At 54.2% G+C, this 22090-nt stretch carries 23 protein-coding genes and 2 tRNA genes; 14 read left to right on the top strand and 11 right to left on the bottom strand.

From position 1 onward, the window contains the following. Both Q5705_01310 and Q5705_01305 read left to right on the top strand, forming a co-directional pair. Positions 1-861, top strand: coding sequence for an HlyD family secretion protein (locus tag Q5705_01310; protein ID WLI77228.1), 861 nt, complete (start codon positions 1-3; stop codon positions 859-861). Continuing rightward, the gene (locus tag Q5705_01305) at positions 861-2885 is read left to right on the top strand and encodes an FUSC family protein (GenBank protein WLI77227.1); all 2025 of its coding nucleotides are present in this window, start codon (positions 861-863) and stop codon (positions 2883-2885) included. Before Q5705_01310 ends, Q5705_01305 begins: the two co-directional genes overlap by 1 nt. Here the strand turns inward: Q5705_01305 and sodC are convergent. The 3 genes from sodC to Q5705_01290 all read right to left on the bottom strand — a co-directional run bounded on the left by sodC (position 2878) and on the right by Q5705_01290 (position 4662). Next, positions 2878-3399: a superoxide dismutase [Cu-Zn] SodC gene (gene sodC, locus Q5705_01300; GenBank protein ID WLI77226.1), complete on the bottom strand. Its 522-nt coding sequence runs from the start codon at positions 3397-3399 to the stop codon at positions 2878-2880. The genes Q5705_01305 and sodC overlap by 8 nt on opposite strands. 78 nt (positions 3400-3477) lie before the next feature. Continuing rightward, positions 3478-4374 carry an aldo/keto reductase family oxidoreductase gene (locus tag Q5705_01295; protein WLI77225.1) on the bottom strand — a complete coding sequence of 299 codons (897 nt, stop codon included), beginning with the start codon at positions 4372-4374 and terminating at the stop codon, positions 3478-3480. A gap of 48 nt (positions 4375-4422) precedes the next feature. Further along, positions 4423-4662 carry a DUF1289 domain-containing protein gene (locus tag Q5705_01290; protein ID WLI77224.1) on the bottom strand — a complete coding sequence of 80 codons (240 nt, stop codon included), beginning with the start codon at positions 4660-4662 and terminating at the stop codon, positions 4423-4425. Between the two features lie 120 nt (positions 4663-4782). On the opposite strand from Q5705_01290, the gene Q5705_01285 reads away from it, so the two are divergent. From Q5705_01285 to rnt, 4 genes are all read left to right on the top strand, one after another. After that, a complete protein-coding gene (locus Q5705_01285) occupies positions 4783-5379 on the top strand; it encodes a TetR/AcrR family transcriptional regulator (GenBank protein WLI77223.1) in 597 nt (198 codons plus the stop codon). A gap of 56 nt (positions 5380-5435) precedes the next feature. Then, positions 5436-6530 carry an alkene reductase gene (locus Q5705_01280; protein ID WLI77222.1) on the top strand — a complete coding sequence of 365 codons (1095 nt, stop codon included), beginning with the start codon at positions 5436-5438 and terminating at the stop codon, positions 6528-6530. A gap of 97 nt (positions 6531-6627) precedes the next feature. Next, positions 6628-7035: a lactoylglutathione lyase gene (gloA, locus tag Q5705_01275; GenBank protein WLI77221.1), complete on the top strand. Its 408-nt coding sequence runs from the start codon at positions 6628-6630 to the stop codon at positions 7033-7035. A 90-nt stretch (positions 7036-7125) separates the two neighbouring features. Then, entirely contained in the window at positions 7126-7779 is a 654-nt protein-coding gene (gene rnt / locus Q5705_01270; GenBank protein ID WLI77220.1) for a ribonuclease T, read from the top strand. A gap of 31 nt (positions 7780-7810) precedes the next feature. Here rnt and Q5705_01265 read toward each other — a convergent pair whose 3' ends face one another. Both Q5705_01265 and Q5705_01260 read right to left on the bottom strand, forming a co-directional pair. After that, positions 7811-8746, bottom strand: a complete 936-nt coding sequence (locus tag Q5705_01265) for an omptin family outer membrane protease (GenBank protein ID WLI77219.1) — start codon at positions 8744-8746, stop codon at positions 7811-7813. A gap of 240 nt (positions 8747-8986) precedes the next feature. Continuing rightward, positions 8987-9331: a Grx4 family monothiol glutaredoxin gene (locus Q5705_01260; GenBank protein ID WLI77218.1), complete on the bottom strand. Its 345-nt coding sequence runs from the start codon at positions 9329-9331 to the stop codon at positions 8987-8989. 296 nt (positions 9332-9627) lie between these two features. Between Q5705_01260 and Q5705_01255 the strand changes: the two genes are divergently transcribed. Both Q5705_01255 and sodB read left to right on the top strand, forming a co-directional pair. Beyond that, the gene (locus Q5705_01255) at positions 9628-10449 is read left to right on the top strand and encodes an NlpC/P60 family protein (GenBank protein ID WLI77217.1); all 822 of its coding nucleotides are present in this window, start codon (positions 9628-9630) and stop codon (positions 10447-10449) included. Positions 10450-10571: 122 nt separating this feature from the next. Then, positions 10572-11153, top strand: a complete 582-nt coding sequence (gene sodB / locus Q5705_01250) for a superoxide dismutase [Fe] (protein ID WLI77216.1) — start codon at positions 10572-10574, stop codon at positions 11151-11153. A 35-nt stretch (positions 11154-11188) separates the two neighbouring features. Here sodB and Q5705_01245 read toward each other — a convergent pair whose 3' ends face one another. Both Q5705_01245 and Q5705_01240 read right to left on the bottom strand, forming a co-directional pair. Continuing rightward, positions 11189-12358 carry an MFS transporter gene (locus Q5705_01245; GenBank protein ID WLI77215.1) on the bottom strand — a complete coding sequence of 390 codons (1170 nt, stop codon included), beginning with the start codon at positions 12356-12358 and terminating at the stop codon, positions 11189-11191. A gap of 174 nt (positions 12359-12532) precedes the next feature. After that, a complete protein-coding gene (locus Q5705_01240) occupies positions 12533-12622 on the bottom strand; it encodes a YnhF family membrane protein (GenBank protein WLI77214.1) in 90 nt (29 codons plus the stop codon). Between the two features lie 297 nt (positions 12623-12919). Between Q5705_01240 and purR the strand changes: the two genes are divergently transcribed. Then, on the top strand, positions 12920-13945 hold the full coding sequence (gene purR, locus Q5705_01235) for an HTH-type transcriptional repressor PurR (protein WLI77213.1): 1026 nt from the start codon (positions 12920-12922) through the stop codon (positions 13943-13945). 19 nt (positions 13946-13964) lie between these two features. On the opposite strand, the gene punR is transcribed toward purR, so the two are convergent. Beyond that, positions 13965-14876, bottom strand: coding sequence for a DNA-binding transcriptional activator PunR (punR, locus tag Q5705_01230; protein WLI77212.1), 912 nt, complete (start codon positions 14874-14876; stop codon positions 13965-13967). Between the two features lie 115 nt (positions 14877-14991). Between punR and punC the strand changes: the two genes are divergently transcribed. Continuing rightward, positions 14992-16191, top strand: a complete 1200-nt coding sequence (gene punC / locus Q5705_01225) for a purine nucleoside transporter PunC (GenBank protein ID WLI78940.1) — start codon at positions 14992-14994, stop codon at positions 16189-16191. A 298-nt stretch (positions 16192-16489) separates the two neighbouring features. Next, positions 16490-17638, top strand: a complete 1149-nt coding sequence (gene cfa, locus Q5705_01220) for a cyclopropane fatty acyl phospholipid synthase (GenBank protein ID WLI77211.1) — start codon at positions 16490-16492, stop codon at positions 17636-17638. Between the two features lie 61 nt (positions 17639-17699). Here cfa and Q5705_01215 read toward each other — a convergent pair whose 3' ends face one another. Beyond that, positions 17700-18338, bottom strand: a complete 639-nt coding sequence (locus tag Q5705_01215) for a riboflavin synthase subunit alpha (protein WLI77210.1) — start codon at positions 18336-18338, stop codon at positions 17700-17702. 266 nt (positions 18339-18604) lie between these two features. On the opposite strand from Q5705_01215, the gene mdtK reads away from it, so the two are divergent. From mdtK to Q5705_01200, 3 genes are all read left to right on the top strand, one after another. Further along, positions 18605-19978, top strand: a complete 1374-nt coding sequence (gene mdtK / locus Q5705_01210; GenBank protein WLI77209.1) for an MdtK family multidrug efflux MATE transporter — start codon at positions 18605-18607, stop codon at positions 19976-19978. A 150-nt stretch (positions 19979-20128) separates the two neighbouring features. Next, positions 20129-20205 (top strand) — tRNA-Val (locus Q5705_01205). Between the two features lie 12 nt (positions 20206-20217). Continuing rightward, positions 20218-20294 (top strand) — tRNA-Val (locus tag Q5705_01200). A gap of 21 nt (positions 20295-20315) precedes the next feature. Here Q5705_01200 and Q5705_01195 read toward each other — a convergent pair. Both Q5705_01195 and Q5705_01190 read right to left on the bottom strand, forming a co-directional pair. Then, positions 20316-21452: a sigma-54 dependent transcriptional regulator gene (locus Q5705_01195; protein ID WLI78939.1), complete on the bottom strand. Its 1137-nt coding sequence runs from the start codon at positions 21450-21452 to the stop codon at positions 20316-20318. 141 nt (positions 21453-21593) lie between these two features. Beyond that, positions 21594-21803 carry a hypothetical protein gene (locus Q5705_01190; GenBank protein ID WLI77208.1) on the bottom strand — a complete coding sequence of 70 codons (210 nt, stop codon included), beginning with the start codon at positions 21801-21803 and terminating at the stop codon, positions 21594-21596. Between the last annotated feature and the right edge of the window lie 287 nt (positions 21804-22090).

Raw genomic sequence — 22090 nt, 5'->3', positions numbered from 1 at the left:
ATGCGCCTGAAATCCCTGAAATATTTTTCCACTTTACTGGTGCTGGCCGTGGCGATTGTTGCAGCGTGGTGGATGTGGAATTTTTATATGCAGTCACCCTGGACGCGGGATGGCAAAGTGCGCGCCGAGCAGGTCAGCATCACACCGCAAGTGTCTGGCAGCATTGTTGAGCTATCGGTCAAAGATAACCAGTTTGTAAAAGCTGGCGCTCTGCTGTTTCGCCTCGACGATACGCCTTTTCACATTGCGGTACTGAATGCCGAAGGGCAACTCGCCAGAGCGCAAACGGAGCTGGCAAAAGCCAATAACGAAGCCCGCCGCCGTCAGCACTTATCACACAATTACATCTCTGCTGAAGATCTGGATACGGCCAATATTAGCGTCAAAGCGGCGCAAGCGGGCGTGGCGGTCGCACAGGCGCAACTCGATCAGGCGAAGTGGCAATTAACCCAAACCCGCGTCACCGCACCAGTGGATGGCTGGGTGACCAACCTGACGGCGCGCTCAGGGAATTACGCCACCGCCGGGCAACCGGTATTTGCACTGGTCGACAGCCATTCGTTCTATGTAGTGGGTTATTTCGAAGAGACCAAACTGCGCCATATTCGCGAAGGCGCGGCTGCGAAAATTGTGCTCTATAGCGGCAATTTTACGTTACAGGGTCACGTTTCCAGCATAGGGCGGGCGATTTACGACCAGAGCGTCGAAACCGATAGTGGGCTGGTTGCCGATATCAAACCTAACGTGCCGTGGGTGCGGCTGGCGCAGCGCGTGCCGGTGCGGATCCAGTTTGACACTCTGCCTGATAATCTCACGCTGGTTTCCGGCACCACCTGCACCGTGGCGATTGGCGGCGAGTAATGAAAACGCCCGCCTGGCTCTGGCAGAACCTGCCGTGGGTGAAAGCCACCTCCGGTCAGTGGCGCTATGCACTACGCAACGGCATTGCCATGTGCCTGGCGCTGACGGTGGCTTACTACCTCGATTTGGATGAACCCTACTGGGCGATGACCTCTGCGGCAGTGGTCAGTTTCCCCACCGTGGGCGGCGTTATCAGCAAAAGCCTCGGGCGCATTGCCGGTAGCCTGCTTGGGGCGTGCGCGGCACTGATTATCGCCGGGCAGACGCTTAATGATCCGTGGCTGTTTCTGTTCGCTATGGCGGGCTGGATTGGTTTTTGCACCTGGGCCTGCGCGCAGTTTACAAACAACGTCGCCTATGCGTTTCAACTGGCCGGTTATACCGCCGCGATCATTGCGTTTGCCATGGTCAACGTCACCGATATTACCGAACTATGGGATATCGCCCAGGCGCGGGTGTGCGAAGTGATTCTGGGCATCTTATGCGGTGGCATGATGATGATGATCCTGCCCGGCACTGCCGATGGCACCACCCTTCTGACCGCATTGAACAAGATGCATGCCCGCCTGCTGGAGCACGCCAGCCTGCTCTGGCAGCCGGAAACCACCGACGCTATCCGCACGGCGCATGAAAGCGTAATTGGTCAAATCCTTACCACCAATTTACTGCGCATTCAGGCATTCTGGAGCCATTACCGCTTCCGCCGACAGAACAACATATTGACTTACTTGTTACACCAGCAACTGCGTATGACCAGCGTTATCTCCAGCCTGCGCCGGATGCTGCTGAACTGGCCCGATGCGCCAGCTCATTTGCGCCCGGTGCTTGAACAGCTGCTCGCCGAGCTTGCCAGGCCGCACACCGATGCGCTGCGCGTTGCCCGCATCATCGCGCCGCTGGCACCAAAAGATGAGTATGATTTCCGCCACCGGGCGTTCTGGCAGCGCTTACGCTATTTTTGCCGGTTATATCTCGCCAGTCGCCGCTGGTTGCTGCAACTGGAAAATGCCTCACCGGTCAGCGTGCATACGCCACCGCCCAGCCCTGCGTTAATGCGCTATACGGATAACGTCGAAGCCCTGTGGAGCGGCGTGCGAACCTTCTGTGCGTTAAGCATGGTAGGCGCATGGAGCATCAATACGCAGTGGGAATATGGCTCTGCCGCGCTGACGCTTGCGGCGATCAGTTGCGTGCTCTATTCCGTCGCTCCGGCACCGTTTAACTCCCTGACGTTATTACTGCGCACGCTAACGCTGCTGACATTATTCAGCTTTGTGGTGAAGTTTGGGCTGATGGTGCAAATCAGCGAACTACCGCTGTTTCTGTTTTTTCTCTTCCCGCTGCTTACGACGATGCAGTTACTGAAGTTGCAGATGCCGAAACGGGCTGGTCTGTGGGGGCAGTTAATCGTCTTTATGGGTTCGTTTATCGCCGTGACTAACCCACCGGTCTATGATTTTGCCGATTTTTTAAATGATGACCTGGCGAAAATTCTCGGCGTTGGGCTGGCATGGCTCGCGTTTGCGGTGCTGCGGCCAGGCTCAGATGCGCGCAAAAGCCGCCGTCATATCCGTGCCCTGCGTCGGGGTTTTGTGGATCAGTTAAGCCGCATGCCACAACTGAGCGAACATGGATTTGAATCGGTGGTCTATCACCACATCAGCCAACTCAGTAACAGCCAGGATGCGCTCGCGCGGCGCTGGTTGCTGCGCTGGGGCGTGGTGTTGTTGAACTGTTCCCACGTGGTGTGGCAGTTGCGCGACTGGGAGACGCGTTCAGACCCGCTTGCCAGAGTACGCGATCGTTGCATCAACTTGCTGCGGGATGTGATGAGTGAGCGCGGCGTCCAGCAACGAACGCTAACCGCCACGCTGGCAGAGCTACAGCGGATCTGCGCGGCGCTGGGTAATCATCATCAGCCCGCCGCGCGTGAACTGGCCTCGGTTGTCTGGCGATTGTACTGCGCGTTATCCCAACTGGAATACGCGCCCGCGCCGGGCACCCTCAGCGAGCCGGTTACTTAATAACGCCGCAGGCATAGCGCGCGCCGCCACCGCCCAGCGGTTTCGGCTGATCGGACATATTATCGCCGCCAACATGCACCATCAGCGCTTTGCCTTTGACCTCATCAAGCTTTTTCAGCCGTGGCGCAACCACCGGATCGGTGGCTTTCCCGTCGTTATTCACCACCAGCACCGGCAGGTCGCCTAAATGCCCGGCGCCTTCCGGCCCCTCATGTTTGCCGGTGTTTTGCGGATCGAGGTGGCCGCCCGCCGCTTCAGCCGCAGAGGCTTTCCCCTCTTTTATCGCGGGCTGGCAACTGCCTTTGGCGTGAACATGAAAACCATGCTCGCCAGGCGGCAGGGCTTTCAGATCCGGGGCGAACTCCAGCCCTTTATCGGTTTCGCTGATTTTCACGCTGCCCACGGACTGCCCCACGCCCTGCGCGGTGACGAGGTTCATCTCCACTTCTTCACTGGCGGCCTGCGCTCCGGCACAGGTGAGCAGCGCCAGCACTGCCAGACTAAAACGCTTCATATGACCTCCTTCGGTTTGTTTTTGCCCTGTAAGTTTAAACCAGAGTAAAAGAATTCACCGGGAGGTCATTAAAGAGTCTTATGGCACGTCGTAACCGAGCGCCGCTTTGCGAATGCGGAACCACTGTTGGCGGGTCATTTGCAATGTCAGCGCACCCAGCGCCGAGCGAACGCGTTCAATTTTACCGGAGCCAATAATCGGCAACGGTGATGAAGGTAAACGCATCACCCAGGCGTACACCACCTGCTCAATGGTTTCGGCATTCAGCTCCTGCGCCACCTGCGCCAGTTCATCGCGCAGCGGCTGGAAAGCGGGATCGTTAAACAACTGCCCGCCGCCAAGACAGGACCACGCCATCGGGCGAATGCGCAGTTGTTGGAGTTGATCCAACGTGCCATCCAGCAGTAGCGGCTGGTGCACCGGGGAAATTTCCACCTGATTGGTTGCAAGCGTAAACGGCAGGCGCGACTGCAAGAGCGCGAACTGGGAAGGTGTGAAGTTAGAGACGCCAAAATGGCGCACTTTGCCGCTTTGATGCAGATGCAGGAAAGCTTCGGCGACATCGTCGGCATCCATCAGCGGATCCGGGCGGTGGATCAGCAGCAGGTCAAGATGGTCGGTCGCCAGATTCACCAGCGACTGCTCGGCGCTACGAATAATGTGGTCACGTTCGGTGATGTAGTGACCAATCGCGTGTTCCGGCTTCGCGGTGGTGGCAATGCCGCATTTGCTGACAATTTCCATACGCGAGCGCAGGTGCGGAGCCAGTTTCAGGGCTTCACCAAATGCCGCTTCACACTGATAACCGCCATAAATATCGGCATGATCGACCGTCGTTACGCCAAGATCGAGATGGGATTCAATAAAGCTGACCAACTGGCGCGGGGACATATTCCAGTCCATCAAACGCCAGTAGCCCATCACAAATCGGGAGAACTCGGGGCCTTGCGGCGCGAGGGTAATACGTTGAACCATAATGGTTTCCTCGAAGGTAATTTGCGCCGAGTATACCTTTTTTTGTGATTAAAACAGTGAAGGCTGCTGAGGTTCTTCCGGCGGGTTATCTTTGCTTGCGCGCATTTTGCGCAGCCAGCGCTGGCGACACAGGCGCAAAACGTCCTGTTTTTGCCCATCGCTCATATTTTGCCAGTTAAAGCGCTCATCGCGGCTGCGCATGCAGCCACGGCAAAAACCGCGCTCATCCGACTGACAAATACCGCGACACGGGCTCTGGACGGGGAAAAACTCCAGTTGTTCAGGCACGTTTGTCTCCATCAATGTGACGTCATCCTTTCATTCAAGACTGCCTCGCGGCATCGTGCAACTGCAAAAGCGCATTGTTCGCCAATTGTCAGCAGGTAACTCCCCTGGTAGAGTGATGCGATGCGCAAGAACACCGAACACGACACACGCGAACACTTACTGGCGACCGGCGAGCAGCTTTGCATGCACCGCGGGTTTACCGGTATGGGTTTGAGCGAATTATTGAAAACGGCGGAAGTGCCCAAAGGTTCTTTCTACCACTATTTTCGCTCTAAAGAGGCGTTTGGCGTGGCGCTGCTCGAACGTCACTATGCAGATTATCATCAGCGGCTGACCAACCACTTCACCCAGGGGCCCGGGAATTATCGCGACAGATTGCTGGCTTATTATCAGGAAACCCTGAATCAGTTTTGCCAGCAGGGCACCATTAGCGGTTGTCTGACCGTGAAGCTCTCGGCTGAAGTATGCGATTTATCGGAAGATATGCGCACAGCGATGGATAAAGGTGCCAGCGGTATTATCGCCCTGCTCGCTCTGGCGCTTGAGCATGGCCGCGCGGATCGCAGCCTGACGTTTGACGGTGACGCGCTGACCCAGGCGCAGGTGCTGTATGCATTATGGCTCGGTGCCAACTTGCAGGCGAAAATTTCGCGAAGCGCCCTGCCGCTGGAAAGCGCGCTGGCGCATGCTAAAAAGATGATTGCTATGCCTGTGTAACATCAGGCTTTTTTATTTCGTGTTTCACTAGTCGACCGGTCTATTCAGGAGTTGTTATGTCCAGTAAATTATTCACGCCGCTGAAAGTGGGCGCAATTACCGCACCAAACCGTGTATTTATGGCTCCGTTGACGCGCCTGCGCAGCATTGAGCCAGGCGATATCCCAACGCCACTGATGGCGGAATATTATCGTCAACGCGCCAGCTCCGGTCTGATTATCAGCGAAGCAACCCAGATTTCCGCCCAGGCAAAAGGCTACGCCGGCGCGCCGGGTCTGCACAGCGCCGGGCAAGTCGCGGCATGGCAGAAAATTACCGATGCCGTACATCGTGAAAATGGGCGTATCGCTGTGCAGCTCTGGCATACCGGCCGTATTTCCCATAACAACCTGCAACCTGGTGGTGCTGCACCGGTTGCGCCTTCGGCCATCAGCGCCGGAACCCGCACGTCGCTACGTGATGAAAACGGCAACGCAACGCGTGAAGACACCTCCATGCCGCGCGCGCTGGAAACCGAAGAAATTCCGGGCATCGTTAACGATTTCCGCCAGGCAGTGGCGAATGCACGTGAAGCGGGCTTTGACATGGTTGAGCTGCACTCTGCGCACGGTTACCTGCTGCACCAGTTCCTCTCGCCATCTGCCAACCAGCGTACCGATCAATATGGCGGCAGTGTCGAAAACCGCGCCCGTCTGGTGCTGGAAGTGGTGGATGCCGTATGTGCCGAGTGGAGCGCAGATCGCATCGGGATCCGCGTATCGCCGATTGGTACTTTCCAGAACACCGACAACGGACCGAATGAAGAAGCCGACGCGCTCTATCTGATTGAAGAACTGGGCAAACGCGGCATTGCTTATCTGCATATGTCCGAGCCGGACTGGGCAGGCGGCGAGCCGTATACCGACACCTTCCGTGAAAAAGTGCGTGCCCGCTTCCACGGCCCGATTATTGGTGCCGGGGCGTATACCGTTGAAAAAGCCGAAGACTTGATCGGCAAAGGGTTAATTGACGCCGTGGCGTTTGGTCGCGCGTATATTGCTAACCCGGATCTGGTGAAACGCTTGCAGTTGAAAGCCGAACTGAACCCGCAGCGCCCGGAAAGCTTCTATGGCGGTGGCGCGGAAGGCTATACCGACTACCCTTCTCTGTAATCTCCCGATTGTTCATTGATAGCGGCCACTTTCGGCCGCTATACTTAAAAACCGTGTTTCGAACTGGAACGTTAACTCATTCATAAAAGAGGACATTATGCGCTTACTTCATACCATGCTGCGCGTTGGCGACCTGCAACGCTCAATTGATTTCTACACCAAAGTCCTGGGCATGAAACTGCTGCGCACCAGCGAAAACCCGGAATATAAATACTCGCTGGCCTTTGTCGGTTACGGCCCGGAGAGCGACGAAGCGGTGATCGAGCTGACCTACAACTGGGGCGTAGAGAGCTATGACCTGGGTAACGCGTATGGTCATATCGCCCTGAGCGTAGATAACGCGGCCGAAGCGTGTGAAGCGATTCGCAAAAACGGCGGTAACGTCACCCGTGAAGCTGGCCCGGTAAAAGGCGGCACCACAGTTATCGCCTTCGTTGAAGATCCGGACGGTTACAAAATCGAGCTTATCGAAGAGAAAGACGCCGGTCGCGGGCTGGGTCATTAATCTCCCCGGGCGCGCTTTGCGCCCGCTGTTTTACATCCCTTCGTAAAATTTGCCATAATGCGCTGCCATTTTCCCTATCAAGAGATCCTGATGTCCGATAACGCTCAACTCACTGGTCTGTGCGACCGTTTTCGCGGTTTTTATCCTGTGGTGATCGATGTTGAAACCGCCGGGTTTAACGCCAAAACCGATGCGCTGCTGGAAGTCGCCGCCATTACATTAAAAATGGACGAGCAAGGCTGGCTGATGCCTGACAGCACGCTGCATTTTCATGTTGAGCCATTCGAAGGGGCAAACCTGCAACCGGAAGCGCTGGCGTTTAACGGTATCGATCCGTCAAACCCCTTGCGCGGCGCGGTCAGTGAATATGATGCACTGCATGCCATTTTCAAAATGGTGCGCAAAGGTATTAAGGATCAGGGCTGTAACCGCGCCATCATGGTGGCGCACAACGCGACGTTTGATCACAGCTTTATGATGGCCGCTGCCGAGCGAGCAGCGCTGAAACGTAACCCGTTTCACCCGTTCGTGACCTTTGATACTGCGTCACTGAGCGGCCTGGCGCTGGGGCAAACCGTGCTGTCAAAAGCCTGTGGCGCCGCAGGCATTGCGTTTGATGCCGCTCAGGCACACTCTGCGCTCTACGATACCGAACAAACAGCACTGTTGTTTTGTGAAATCGTCAACCGCTGGAAACGCCTTGGCGGCTGGCCGTTGCCCACCACCGACGATCCACAAGCGTAAAAAAACCGGTCACCAGACCGGTTTTGTTTTATCAGAAGCTGTATTTCAGCCCTGCCGTTGCTAACAGACTGTAGCTCTCTATGCCTGCGCCGTTTTTAAAGGCAGTACGCCCATAATTGTCACCTTCACTAAAGATAACGGTATCGTCGGCTTTTTTATTCATGGTGCGATTCCAGGTGCCTTCAAGATAGACTTTCGCGTTTTGTGTGACGTAATACCCGACATTCGCAGAGAGGGAAAAGAAATCCTGTTTTTGGGTTTTATCGATGAATGTCAGGCTGCGCAAATAGTGCCTGTCTGTGCCTTTAGCGCGCGTCCAGCCACTGTATTTCAAGCTACCGCCCGCTTCGAAATTGTTATAGCGATAAAGTCCAGTCAGGCCAATATAAGGCACATCGAAGCGCTGTCCGTAACCAATGGTCTTCACGTCTGGTAACGTACCGTTATAAGCCCCGTTTTCGTATTGATATATGCCGCCGCGTGCGCTGAAACTAAAGCGGCTTTGCTGATACCCGGCCAGCAGGCCAACACGCCAGTCCGGCTCGTTGAAAATCCACCCCGTTAAATGCAGATCCCACTGATTAGCGAAATTAAGCCGCGTATCGGGATGGCTACTGTGGTGAGTCCATTTATCTTGCGAAGCTGATAGCCAGTCGTAATCGTCCATTTTGCTGCCTTTGTGATCGAGGGTTGTCCACCCGGCAGCCCCGAATGAGAGCCACGATCTGACCTGCCACTCCAGATCGCCCTGAATAATGGCGGCGTTACGGTATTTCCAGTCAAGCTGGCTGACTTTGCGCCCACCGTTGGCGGGATCGTACACCCTCTCTTTCGTCAGTCCGCTCAGCGTGCCGAGAGAAATCCCGGTGGTAACTTCTTCGTGGGTAACATTGATGTGTTCCTGTGCAGCGACCGAAAAAGCCAGCGGCATCATAAATATTGCCGTAACTCTGGTTCTTTTTTTCATTTCTTCATCCTTAATTTACTTAATCCAATACATACCCTGGTCATCAGCAGAAAATTATCCTGCGATTTCTAAACATTCTTAAAAATAAGATAATTTACAACGAGTTACACCAAAAAGGCCGCACATTAATACAGAAGAATTATTGTTGAGTCAACGGGTTGCGGGGAGCGCATCGGCAATAAAAAAAGGGCTCATGTCGCAACATGAACCCTTTTATCGTTCGCTCAGTAAAGGCAAGTATTATTCGGCGCTTGGCTCGTCTTTATATTTTGCCGCAGCTTCTTTAATCAGCGACTGTAATTCACCACGCTGATACATTTCGATGATGATATCGCAACCACCGACCAGCTCGCCTTCAACCCACAGCTGCGGGAAGGTCGGCCAGTTTGCGTATTTCGGCAGTTCGGCGCGGATATCCGGGTTTTGCAGAATATCGACATAGGCAAAACGCTCACCACACGCAGAGAGCGCCTGTACCGCCTGGGCAGAGAAACCGCAGCTTGGCAGTTTCGGAGAACCTTTCATGTACAGCAGGATCGGGTTTTCAGCGATCTGGCGCTGAATTTTTTCAATTGTTTCACTCATAGTCTTGCTTCCTTCAACATCTTCTACGGCAGAGATCGGACATTGTAGCGGGTCAGGGACACAACGGAAAATAACATTTTATTCACCGTTCATGCTTTTATCATCTGGCGGCCGCATTTTGCTTAAGGTTTGAACGCAGCGAAACGTTTTGCTGAATTTTTTTGCGCTTGTTAACGAAACGAAGCTTTAGATGCAAAAACAGTATTAACTTTTGAGCTTTTTATAGATTAGAATCGACGAGTTTTGAAAACCATACGCAAGCATTATTGATGCCTGCCCTAACAGGGGATTGCTCAGTGGCGCGGATACCTAAAGCTTCAATCACGCTCTGTGCTTTGTTGTTCACCACGCTGTCTTTCACGCCATTAGCGAACGCTTCTGAACAAGCGCCAGCTTCGGCCGTGCAAAAAACGCATTTGGTGAAAGCATCCGAACGTAAGAAAAAAACAACATCACAAAAAACATCAAAGAAAAGCAGTCGCAGTAAGGCAGAAAAAGTTACTTCTAAAAAAACGACTCAGACCAAAAAAGTTTCCACCAGTCAGAAAGCCAGCAAAATTACCTCGCGTCGTAAAGCCACCAGCCCATTAAAAACCGCTACCGTCACCTTTACGGAAAAATGCACGCCGCGCAAAGGCCATAAAAAACCCCACTGCGTGAAAGTCAAAAGCACTCAGCCGGGCACCCTCGCCGATGCGCATAAATTGCGCGTGCAAAAAGTACAGAAAACCGCCATGTCCAAGCTGATGAACCAAATTGGCAAGCCTTATCACTGGGGCGGCACCTCACCGAAAACCGGTTTTGATTGCAGCGGCCTGGTCTATTACGCCTATAAAGATCTGGTGAAATTCCGCATTCCGCGTACCGCCAATGAGATGTATCACCTGCGCGATGCCTCACCGGTCAACGTGGCTGAACTGGAAAGCGGCGATTTGGTCTTTTTCCGCACCCAGGGGCGCGGTACCGCCGATCACGTAGGCGTGTATGTCGGCAACGGTAAATTCATTCAGTCTCCGCGTAGCGGTCAGGACATCCAGGTCACGTCCTTAAGCGAAGATTACTGGCAGCGCCATTATGTCGGTGCCCGCCGCGTTGTCACGCCGAAAACCATTCGCTAATTCCCTCACCTGCCGCAACAGCGGCAGGTAACGCTCTCTTTTGTCAGCGCTTTCATTTTGCTACCCTACCCGCACACTCAGTAGGGCTATTGAGTGCATTAAAAGAAGAAAGGAGAGTAGCCATGTCGTTCGAATTACCTGCATTACCATATGCAAAAGAGGCCCTGATGCCGCACATTTCAGCCGAAACGCTGGATTACCATCACGGCAAACACCATCAGGCTTACGTCACCAACCTCAACAACCTGATTAAAGGCACCGCGTTTGAAGGCCAGCCGCTGGAAGCGATTATCAAAAATAGTGAAGGTGGCGTGTTTAACAACGCAGCACAAGTCTGGAACCACAGCTTCTACTGGAATTGCCTTGCGCCCAATGCCGGTGACGAACCGACGGGTGAACTGGCGGCGGCAATTGCGCAAACCTTTGGCAGCATAGAGTCGTTCAAAGCGCAGTTTACCGACGCAGCGGTGAAGAACTTTGGTTCAGGCTGGACGTGGCTGGTGAAAAAAGCCGATGGCGCGCTGGCGATTGTTTCAACCTCCAACGCCGGTACACCGTTAACAACAGACGCAACGCCGCTGTTGACGGTCGATGTGTGGGAACACGCGTATTACATTGACTACCGTAACGCCCGTCCGGTGTATCTGGAGCACTTCTGGGCGCTGGTTAACTGGCCGTTTGTGGCGAAAAACTTCGCCGCATAACACATAAAAAAGGAGGGGCTCGCCCCTCCTGATGTTTATTCTACTGCCGCACAGGCTCTTTCTGGCTGTGAGCGACCGGAGAACAGCACCACCAGCAGCCCCAGCCCGGCAATAATAGCCCCCATGACCGGCACAAAGGCATATCCCAGACCGCCGGAAATCACCGCGCCACCCGCTGCCGCACCCAGTGCGTTACCGAGGTTGAAAGCACCGATGTTAACCGAAGAAGACAGTCCCGGCGCTTCATGGGCAACACGCATGACACGCATCTGCAACGGCGGAACCACAGCGAAGGTCGCGGCGCCCCACACCACCATACCGATTGCCGCACCGATCTCACTGCGCGCCAGCAACGGCATCACCAACATGATGGCAATCAGCAACACCAGGAAACCTTTCAACGTACCGGTGACCGATCGGTCAGCCAGTTTCCCGCCGAGATAGTTACCAATCGAGAAGCCCACGCCAATCAGCACCAGCATCGCGGTGACAAACACCGGCGAAGCATCGGTAAGCGTATGCAGCACCGGCGAAATATAGGTATAGAGCGTAAACATGGCTCCGGCACCCAACACAGTGGTCAGCAGCGCAGTCAACACCTGCGGGCGCACCAGCACTGACAGCTCTTTGCGCACGTCCGGGCGAGCGCCCGCGCCGCCATTTGGCAGGGAGAAGAACAGGCTGGCCATCGCAATCACGCCCAGCCCGGCGGTCGCCATAAATGACATGCGCCAGCCAATCGTTTCACCCAGCCAGGTGGCGGCAGGCACACCGCCGATATTGGCAATAGTCAGCCCCATAAACATGGTGGCGACCGCGCTGGCCTGTTTCTCTTTCGCCACCACGCTTGCAGCCACCACAGAGCCAAGACCAAAGAAGGCACCGTGGTTCAGGCTGGTGACGATACGGGCGAGCATTAAGGTGGAGTAGTCCGGCGCAATGGCCGACAACACGTTACCCAGGGTAAAAATAGACATCAAAAAGATAAGCGCATTGCGACGACCACGGTGCGATAACAGCAGCGTCATCAGCGGCGCGCCGACCATTACGCCAATGGCGTAGGCGCTAATCAACATCCCCGCCGCCGGAATGGACACATCGACACCACGCGCGATGACAGGCAGCAATCCCATCGGGGAAAACTCTGTCGTACCGATACCGAAGGCACCGATCGCCAGGGCAAGCAAAGGGAAATTAATCTTCATATTTGGGCTCCGAATAAGACATGCCGACGCTCGACACTGTCGCTGAAGGCAAAAGTATGACAGCTGTCACAAAAAACGGCAGCCCATAGAATGACAAAAGATTATTGCGCAACAGATAAAAATGGTGAATGACAAGGCGGGAAAACTGAGGGAGAAAAATCTCCCCCATAGAGATCAATGCAGTGCAGCGGTCAGTGCGCCAAAAACGATCAGGCCCAGAACGATGACGGTGGTGAATAATGAATACTTAAGATCGGTGCTCATCAATTTTTCTCCTTTTAATTTCCCCACAAAAAGTGAGCTTGCGCATTTTTGCACAAATTTTCCTAAAGATCTTGCGGGAAATCTCATCAGAAACGTTTTATCACTTCCCCTTTTGCTCAAGATCAGACAAAATTCGACGCTAAATTTATTAGCGTACCGGCCATTGACTCCCCTCCTGACGTCCAGTGTCGTTTTCCCGGCGTACCGCACTCACTTTGATGGGTTCAGGGTGATTAAAGGCAAACGTTTACCTTAAGTATTATCAGGAGCTTATGATATGGTCTGGAGTAACATCTGATGGCAACGATCAAAGACGTCGCGAAACGAGCAAACGTTTCCACTACAACCGTATCACATGTAATTAACAAAACCCGCTTCGTCGCCGAAGAGACGCGCAACGCCGTGTGGGCGGCCATCAAAGAGCTGCACTATTCCCCGAGCGCCGTTGCGCGTAGTTTGAAAGTGAACCACACCAAATCAATCGGTTTGCTGGCCACCAGCAGCGAAGCGGCTTATTTTGCGGAAATCATCGAAGCCGTTGAGAAAAAATGTTTCCAGAAGGGCTACACCTTAATTCTCGGTAATGCCTGGAACAGCCTCGAAAAACAGCAAGCGTATTTGTCGATGATGGCGCAAAAACGCGTCGATGGCCTGCTGGTGATGTGCTCGGAATACCCGGAATCTGTCCTCAGCATGCTGGAAGAGTATCGCCACATACCCATGGTCGTTATGGACTGGGGCGAAGCGAAAGCCGATTTTACCGATTCCGTTATTGATAACGCGTTTGAAGGCGGCTATATGGCCGGCCGTTATCTGATTGAACGTGGGCATCGCGATATTGGCGTGATCCCAGGCCCGCTGGAGCGCAACACCGGCGCAGGCCGTCTGGCCGGTTTTATGAAAGCGATGGAAGAAGCGATGATTACTGTTGCGGAAAACTGGATTGTGCAGGGTGACTTTGAGCCGGAATCCGGTTATCGCGCCATGCAGCAGATCCTCGGTCAGCCGCAGCGCCCGACGGCCGTCTTCTGTGGCGGCGACATTATGGCTATGGGCGCGCTGTGCGCCGCCGATGAGATGGGGCTGCGCGTGCCGCAGGACATTTCTGTTATCGGGTATGACAACGTACGCAACTCGCGCTTCTTTACGCCCGCGCTGACAACCATCCACCAGCCGAAAGATTCGCTGGGGGAAACTGCCTTCACCATGCTGCTCGATCGCATTGTCAACAAGCGCGAAGAGTCGCAATCCATCGAAGTGCATCCGCGCCTGGTGGAGCGCCGCTCCGTGGCCGATGGCCCGTTCCGCGATTACCGCCGTTGATCTTCCCTTGCGGGGGCCATCATTGCGGCTCCCGCAGCCACTCGCTGTTTAGCGTTTCACTGTCGCCCAGATACTCCAGCAGCCAGTTAAGCGCTGGCGAAGCCTCGTTTTGCTGCCACGTCAGGCAGCAGGCCGCATCGGGAAATGGGTTTTCCAGCGCCAGGGCTACCCAGTCGCCGCTATCCAGCCAGGGTCTGGCAAAATGCGCCGGGACCATCCCCACACACAGCCCCGCCGACAAGCACGCTTGTGACGATGCCCAGTCCGGCACAATCACCCGTTTTTGGTTATCCAGCAGCCAGGTGATCCGTTTTGGCAACGAGCGAGAGGTGTCTTCCTGAATCAGCGACGGCCAGTTGCGCAACGTCTCGTCACTCAGCGGGCCAGGCATTGCCGCCAGCGGGTGCTGGCGGGAGACCACACATTTCCAGCTCAGCATCCCCATATCGCGAAACGCATAGCGCCCGCCCACCGGGATCGCTTGCGTTGCGCCAATCGCCAGTTCAACGCGTCCGTCAGCCAGCGCATCCCAGACCCCGTTGAACACTTCCTGATACACCACCAGTTCGACATCACTAAAGTGGCGATAGAAATCAACAATAAGTTGCCGAGTACGCGCGGGCTTCACGATGTTATCTACGGCAATCGCCAGTTGTCCGCGCCAGCCGTTAGCGATCTGCTGGCACTGCTGGCGGGTGACCAGCATTTTTTTGATAACAGATCGCCCCTCTTTCAAAAACCAGACCCCGGCCGGGGTTAATTCAACGTCGCGATGGCGACGAACAAACAGCGGAACCGCCAGCCACTCCTCCAGTTGCCGCACGGTATAGCTCACCGCAGAAGGTACGCGGTGCAACTCCTGCGCCGCGCCGCTAAAACTGCCATTGCGCGCGACCGCATCAACCACTTCAAGGGAATATTCTGACCACATAATCTGCCTGCAAAAATTTTGAAACCACTGCGCAAATATTAGCGTTTCACAACCAGGAAAGCACTCCTTACACTCGACACCCCTAAATACCTGCAACAAACAAAGAGAAATGAAAATGCAACCTGGCAAAGGATTTTTAGTCTGGCTCGCGGGCTTAAGCGTGCTGGGCTTTTTAGCCACCGACATGTACCTGCCCGCCTTCAGCGCAATACAGCAAGATTTGCACACTTCTTCCGCCGTGGTCAGTGCCACGCTCAGCCTGTTTCTGGCCGGGTTCGCGGTGGCGCAACTGGTGTGGGGGCCGCTGTCGGATCGTTATGGACGTAAACCCATTCTGCTGGGCGGGCTGACCATTTTCGCGTTAGGTTGCGCGGGGACATTATGGGTGCGGGACGCCACATGGTTGCTGGTGCTGCGCTTTGTGCAGGCGGTGGGTGTTTGCGCGGCAACTGTCAGCTGGCAGGCGCTGGTGACGGACAGCTATCCGGCGCATCGCGTGAACCGTATTTTCGCCACCATCATGCCACTGGTCGGTTTAACCCCTGCGCTGGCGCCGCTGCTCGGTGCATGGCTCCTTGCCCATTTCTCCTGGCAGATGATTTTCGCCACCCTGCTGCTGATTACGCTTGTGTTGATGGTGCCGGCTTTGCGGCTGACTTCGCCAACAAAACAGGTTCTGCATCAGCCCCCCTCCCTGACATTTATGGATCTGCTGCGCGTTCGTGAATATCGCGGCAATGTGATGATTTACGCCGCCTGCTCCGCCAGCTTTTTTGCCTGGCTTACCGGCTCACCGTTTATTCTGCATGAAATGGGTTATGGCCCGTCGGTGATTGGCCTGAGCTATGTCCCGCAGACTATCGCCTTTCTCATCGGCGGATATGGTTGCCGGGCGGCATTGCAGAAATGGGACGGCGCGCGCCTGCTGCCGTGGCTGCTGGCAGCCTTCGGCATAAGCGTGCTGGCGACCTGGGCGGTGGGCTTTCTGACGGGTGTCTCCCTGAGCGCACTGCTGGTTCCGTTCTGCTTGATGGCGATGGCCAATGGCGCAATCTACCCGATCGTGGTGGCGCAGGCGCTGCGCCCGTTCCCGCAGGCGACAGGCCGGGCAGCGGCGCTGCAAAATACGTTACAGCTGGGGCTCTGTTTCCTCGCAAGCCTGGTGGTGTCGTGGCTGATTGCAACGCCACTGCTCACCACCACCAGCGTAATGCTCTCGATGGTGCTGCTGACGACGATCGGTTATCTCCTGCAACGCCAGCACAGCCATGCGCACCGGGAAGAAGACGCCTCACCCTTCTCTTCACAGGGATAATTGCGCAAGCGACTATCCCATCAGCACTGATTAGCGTGCTAACAGCTTTAAGTTGAATCACCTCATATTGAGGCCTATACTGATTTTCGGCTGTTCCATAAATACGATAAATATTATGTATTAACGAGCACCGGGATGAGCTCGTTTAACCACGGAAGGCCTTTCTGGCAAGGGTCATCTCCCTTCCTCTGTTCTACGTCGGATATCAGCCTCACGGCGAAAACCGTGAGATTTCTCACAAGCCTGAAAAGCGTCTACGCTTTTTAAGGTTCAGATCACTGCGAGTGATGGAGAAGGTATGAGTTCATCGTGTATAGAAGAAGTTAGCGTACGGGATGATAATTGGTTCCGTATAGCAAACGAGCTGCTGAGCCGCGCAGGTATCCGTGTCAACGGTCCCGCTGCTTCAGATATTCAGGTGAAAAATCCTGATTTTTTCAAACGTGTTTTGCAGGAAGGTTCGCTTGGACTCGGCGAAAGTTATATGGACGGCTGGTGGGAATGCGACCGTCTGGACATATTTTTCACCAACGTTATCCGTGCCGGTCTGGAAAAACAGCTCCCGCATCATTTCAAAGACACACTCCGCATTGCCGGAGCAAGATTATTTAATCTGCAAAGTAAAAAACGGGCGTGGATTGTCGGTAAAGAGCATTACGACCTTGGTAATGATCTGTTTACCCGCATGCTGGATCCGCAGATGCAATACTCTTGCGCCTACTGGAAAGAGGCCGAAACGCTGGAAGATGCGCAACGGGCTAAACTGCGGCTTATCTGTGAAAAACTGCAATTAGAACCCGGCATGCGCGTGCTGGATATCGGCTGCGGCTGGGGCGGTCTGGCACAATTTATGGCGCAGAATTATGGCGTCAGCGTGGTGGGCGTCACGATTTCTGCGGAGCAGCAAAAACTGGCGCAACAGCGTTGCGAAGGGCTGGATGTTGACATCCTGTTGCAGGATTATCGCGACCTTGACGATCAGTTTGACCGCATCGTCTCCGTGGGCATGTTTGAACATGTCGGGCCGAAAAACTACCCCACCTATTTCAGTGTAGTAGACAAAAACCTGAAACCGGACGGCCTCTTTTTGCTGCATACCATCGGTTCAAAACGCACTGACCATAATGTTGACCCGTGGATCGATCGTTATATCTTCCCTAACGGCTGCTTACCGTCGGTGCGCCATATTGCCACCGCCAGTGAACCGCATTTTATTATGGAAGACTGGCACAATTTCGGTGCCGATTATGACCGCACACTGATGGCGTGGTACGAGCGTTTTCTCGCAAGCTGGCCGGAAATTGCCGATAACTACTCCGAACGTTTTAAACGGATGTTCAGTTATTACCTGAACGCCTGCGCGGGCGCATTCCGCGCGCGGGATATTCAACTCTGGCAGGTGGTGTTCAGCCGCGGCGTTGAAAATGGGCTGCGTGTGGCACGTTAGTTTCCGCATGGAATAAATAAAAAGGCCGCAACGTCTGTGCTGCGGCCTTTTTATTTCGTAATTACTCTTCGCTGTTGATGACCACGGCGGCTTCTTTCGCCGCCAGCACGCGCTCAACGGTGTCCACCACCGCCTGAGTTTGCGGGTCGATTTCAATATTGACGCGATGGCCCAGTTTCTTCGCCCCGAGCGTGGTGCGCTGCAAGGTTTCCGGAATCAAATGCACGCAGAAACGGGTGCTGGTCACTTCACCGACCGTCAGGCTAATACCGTCAATGCCGATAAAGCCTTTATACAGGATGTATTTCATCAGCGCCGGATCCTGCACCTTGAACCAAATCTGGCGGTTATTTTCCGAGGTGAGGATTTTCACAATTTCAGCGGTGGTCATAATATGGCCGGACATTAAATGCCCGCCGATCTCATCGCTGAATTTTGCCGCACGTTCTACGTTAACGATATCGCCCACGCCCAGTTCGCCGAGGTTGGTAATACGCAGCGTCTCTTTCATTAAATCGAAACTAATATGGCTACCGTTAATTGCCGTTACTGTCAGGCAGCAACCGTTGTTGGCAATGGACGCTCCTGTTTCGATGCCGTCCAGCATCGTTTCTGGCAGCTCAACAACGTGGGTGCGGAAATTGGGTTTATCTTCAATTGACACCACTTTTGCCGTGCCCTGCACAATGCCCGTAAACATACTTAACCACTCCTGTTCCATTCATACGGCGTTACCGTGTTCTTGACGCACAATAACAGGTGAAAATTGCCCTTGCCACCCTCAATCACACCACGTGCGAAAGATAATTTTGATTTATGGTTAACATGGCAAAAATACGGATTAGCAGGTAGTATTTGACCAGATGTTGCACATATCGCGGTGCAGCATTTTTTGTGGCACAAGGAAAAACGCCTTTCTCATTAGTCGTTCCATTCTTTCTTATAACAACAATATATAGGTGTATCGTGCACAAGTATGTTACTGAAGCGCGGCAATTACTGGCACTGGCGTTGCCGGTTATTTTCGCGCAGGTTGCCCAGACGTCGATGGGTTTCGTTGATACGGTAATGGCCGGTGGCTACAGCGCCACGGATATGGCGGCCGTTGCCATTGGTACCTCTATCTGGTTTCCCGCGATCTTATTTGGTCACGGTCTGCTGCTGGCGATGACGCCGGTGATTGCGCAATTAAACGGTTCCGGGCGACGCGAGCGTATTGCGCATCAGGTCAGCCAGGGATTCTGGCTGGCGGGCGTGGTTTCCGTGCTGATTATGATCGTGCTGTGGAATGCCGGTCATATTATTCGCGCCATGCATAATATCGATCCGCTAATGGCCGACAAAGCGGTGCATTTTTTACGTGCGCTGATGTGGGGCGCACCGGGTTATCTCTTTTTCCAGGTGTTGCGCAACCAGTGCGAAGGCCTTGCCCGTACCAAGCCGGGCATGGTGATGGGCTTTCTCGGGCTGCTGGTGAATATTCCGGTCAACTATGCCTTTATTTATGGTCATTTCGGCATGCCGGAACTGGGCGGCGTGGGCTGCGGCGTAGCCACCGCGGCAGTCTATTGGGTGATGTTTATCTGCCTGCGCGCATATATTAAACGCGCCCCTGCGATGCGCGATATCCGCCGCGATACGCGTTTCTCCAAACCGGACAGGGAGGTGTTAAAACGCCTGATCCAACTCGGTTTGCCGATTGCGCTGGCGCTGTTTTTTGAAGTCACGCTGTTTGCTGTGGTGGCGTTACTCGTCTCGCCACTGGGGATTGTGGATGTGGCAGGCCACCAGATTGCCCTGAACTTTAGTTCGCTGATGTTTGTGTTGCCGATGTCGCTGGCGGCGGCGGTCACTATTCGTGTCGGCTTTCGTCTCGGACAGGGCTCAACGCTGGATGCGAAAACATCGGCACGTACCGGGTTAATCGTCGGAATTTGCATGGCGGCGATAACCGCCGTTTTTACCGTGCTAATGCGTGAAAGAATCGCCCTGCTCTATAACGACAACCCGGAAGTGGTGACGCTGGCCTCGCACCTGATGTTACTGGCGGCGATTTATCAAATTTCTGACTCCATCCAGGTGATTGGCAGCGGCGTGTTGCGTGGCTATAAAGATACGCGTTCGATTTTCTATATTACATTTATCGCCTATTGGGTGCTGGGGCTGCCGACGGGCTACATTCTGGCGCTGACAGATTTGGTGGTCGATCGCATGGGACCGGCGGGTTTCTGGATGGGCTTTATTATTGGCCTGACTTCGGCGGCCATGATGATAATGCTGCGCATGCGTTACCTGCAACGCCAGCCTTCAAGCTGGATTTTGCAGCGCGCCGCGCGCTAAATAACGCCAGCCGCCGCATGGCGGCTACTTTCCCGGCGTTTTGCTCAGTTGTTCCGCAATCGGGTGAATTCAGTAAGAAATCTGCCATTTTCCGCTTGCCACATCCCCGGCCTGCCGCTAATATTCGTCCCCGTTGTCAACCACAACACTGCGTTCATAGCTCAGTTGGTTAGAGCACCACCTTGACATGGTGGGGGTCGTTGGTTCGAGTCCAATTGAACGCACCATTCCTTTTCAGTGCGTCCGTAGCTCAGTTGGTTAGAGCACCACCTTGACATGGTGGGGGTCGATGGTTCGAGTCCATTCGGACGCACCACTTTCTTAAATACCCATTCCATTAAATCGTTGCGCGATTTGCGCCAATCCCGTGTGCCTGTAATTTCCTGACGATCGTCGGTTGCGCCACGCCGAGCCGGTCTGCAATCGCATATGTGGTTTTGTGCTGCGCCTGAGCCAGTCGCAAGACATCCCGCTCAACCTGCGCCAGCATTGTTTTCAGCGTTGCGCCCGCCCGCAGTTGTGCATGGCACCAGCTGAGTAACACATCGTCACCCGGCAACGTTGCAGGCGGTTGCGCCTCGGGCAGATTGTCGACGTTATTTTGCGCCAGCCAGCGATTGATGCTGGCGACATCGACATAATTATCCTCCTGGCAAACATACATATATTCCAGAAAGTTACGCAGTTCGCGCACGTTCCCCGGCCAGTCCCAGGCCATTAGTCGGGCGACGCCCGCATCGTCAAAGCGGATAATGCGGCGGTACTGTTTGTCGAACTGGCGCGAATAGTAATCGAGTAATAACGGGATATCGTCGCGGCGATGGCGCAACGGTGGGGTTTGCAGAGGAATAAGGTTGAGACGATAGTACAAATCTTTGCGGAATTTACCTTTGCGGATCTGTTGTTGCAGATCCGCGTTCGTGGCGGCAATGATACGCACATCTAATTGCAATGCCCCCATTCCCCCCACACGCTGCACCACTTTATCCTGCAACACACGCAACAATTTTGATTGCGCTTCCCAGTCCATCTCCCCTATCTCATCAAGAAACAACGTGCCGCCGTCGGCCTGTTCAAACACGCCCGGCTTGCCGCGTGCCAGCGCACCGGTAAAGGCCCCTTTTTCATAACCAAACAATTCGCTTTCCAGCAGATTCGCGGGAATGGCGGCGCAATTGATTTTCACAAACGGCTTATCGCGGCGCGGGCTTAATTGTTGCAGCGTTGTCGCCACCACATCTTTACCAGTGCCAGACTCGCCGGTGATTAACACCGAGGCATCGCTGGGTGCCACCTTGATAATCAGACGTTTCAACTGCGCCATCGCCTCGCTGGCACCAATGAGCGAAACCGGCTGCTGCACAGGCGGAAGTGGCGCACTGGTGATAAGCGGCGCTCTGGCGAACGAGGAGAGAGGCCGTAGCGGATAGTCAAAATGTCGGTTCAGGCGCTGGAAGAAAGCGTCCACATACATGATAGACACGACGCTCTTCACACTGTGATGCGTATCGTAAATTGGACGCCCAGAGACGAAGGCGCTTTTATCCGGCAGAAGATGGTGGCTGAGCACCTCAATCACCTCACGCTGCTCATCTAATACGCGCAGGGTGATCGCCTAGTTGAAATATTTGCCCTCCTGAATAATGTCGCCCACGCTGCGGCCAATCAGTTTCTGCCTGTCCGCAATGGGATTTTCAGCGAGGTAGGCAAGGTTGACATAACGCGTCACGCCCCGGGAGTCCGTGACGTAAATCGGACACTCCAGGTTATCCAGAATCTCCTTGTAGTTAATGTCATTGGCGTTGTCGTCCAGCGTAAAGTTCATTCTCTTCCCCCCGCGTTGCCAACCTTAAACCGTAACGGTATCGGTGATAGCTCACTGTATCGTTGTTACAGGCATCAGGAATGTTAAGTGCTGCATGAAATAACCACATAAAGTGAATTGTTAAAAATGCACCGCCTCCCTCATTGATACAAAAGCGTATCGCTGGCCGCTTTACCTACCCTCCGTTTACCACCAATCCAATTAATCATTTGATAAATAACGATTTATTTTTATTTTCATAAACGGCACGGGGATTGCTTACACCGCTCAAGCCATGCAGGAAAGTG

Source organism: Kosakonia sp. H02, from assembly GCA_030704225.1.
In the GTDB taxonomy this organism is placed as follows: domain Bacteria; phylum Pseudomonadota; class Gammaproteobacteria; order Enterobacterales; family Enterobacteriaceae; genus Kosakonia.
Note: the sequence above shows the minus strand (reverse complement) of the source record. Positions and strands in the feature narration are given on the sequence as shown.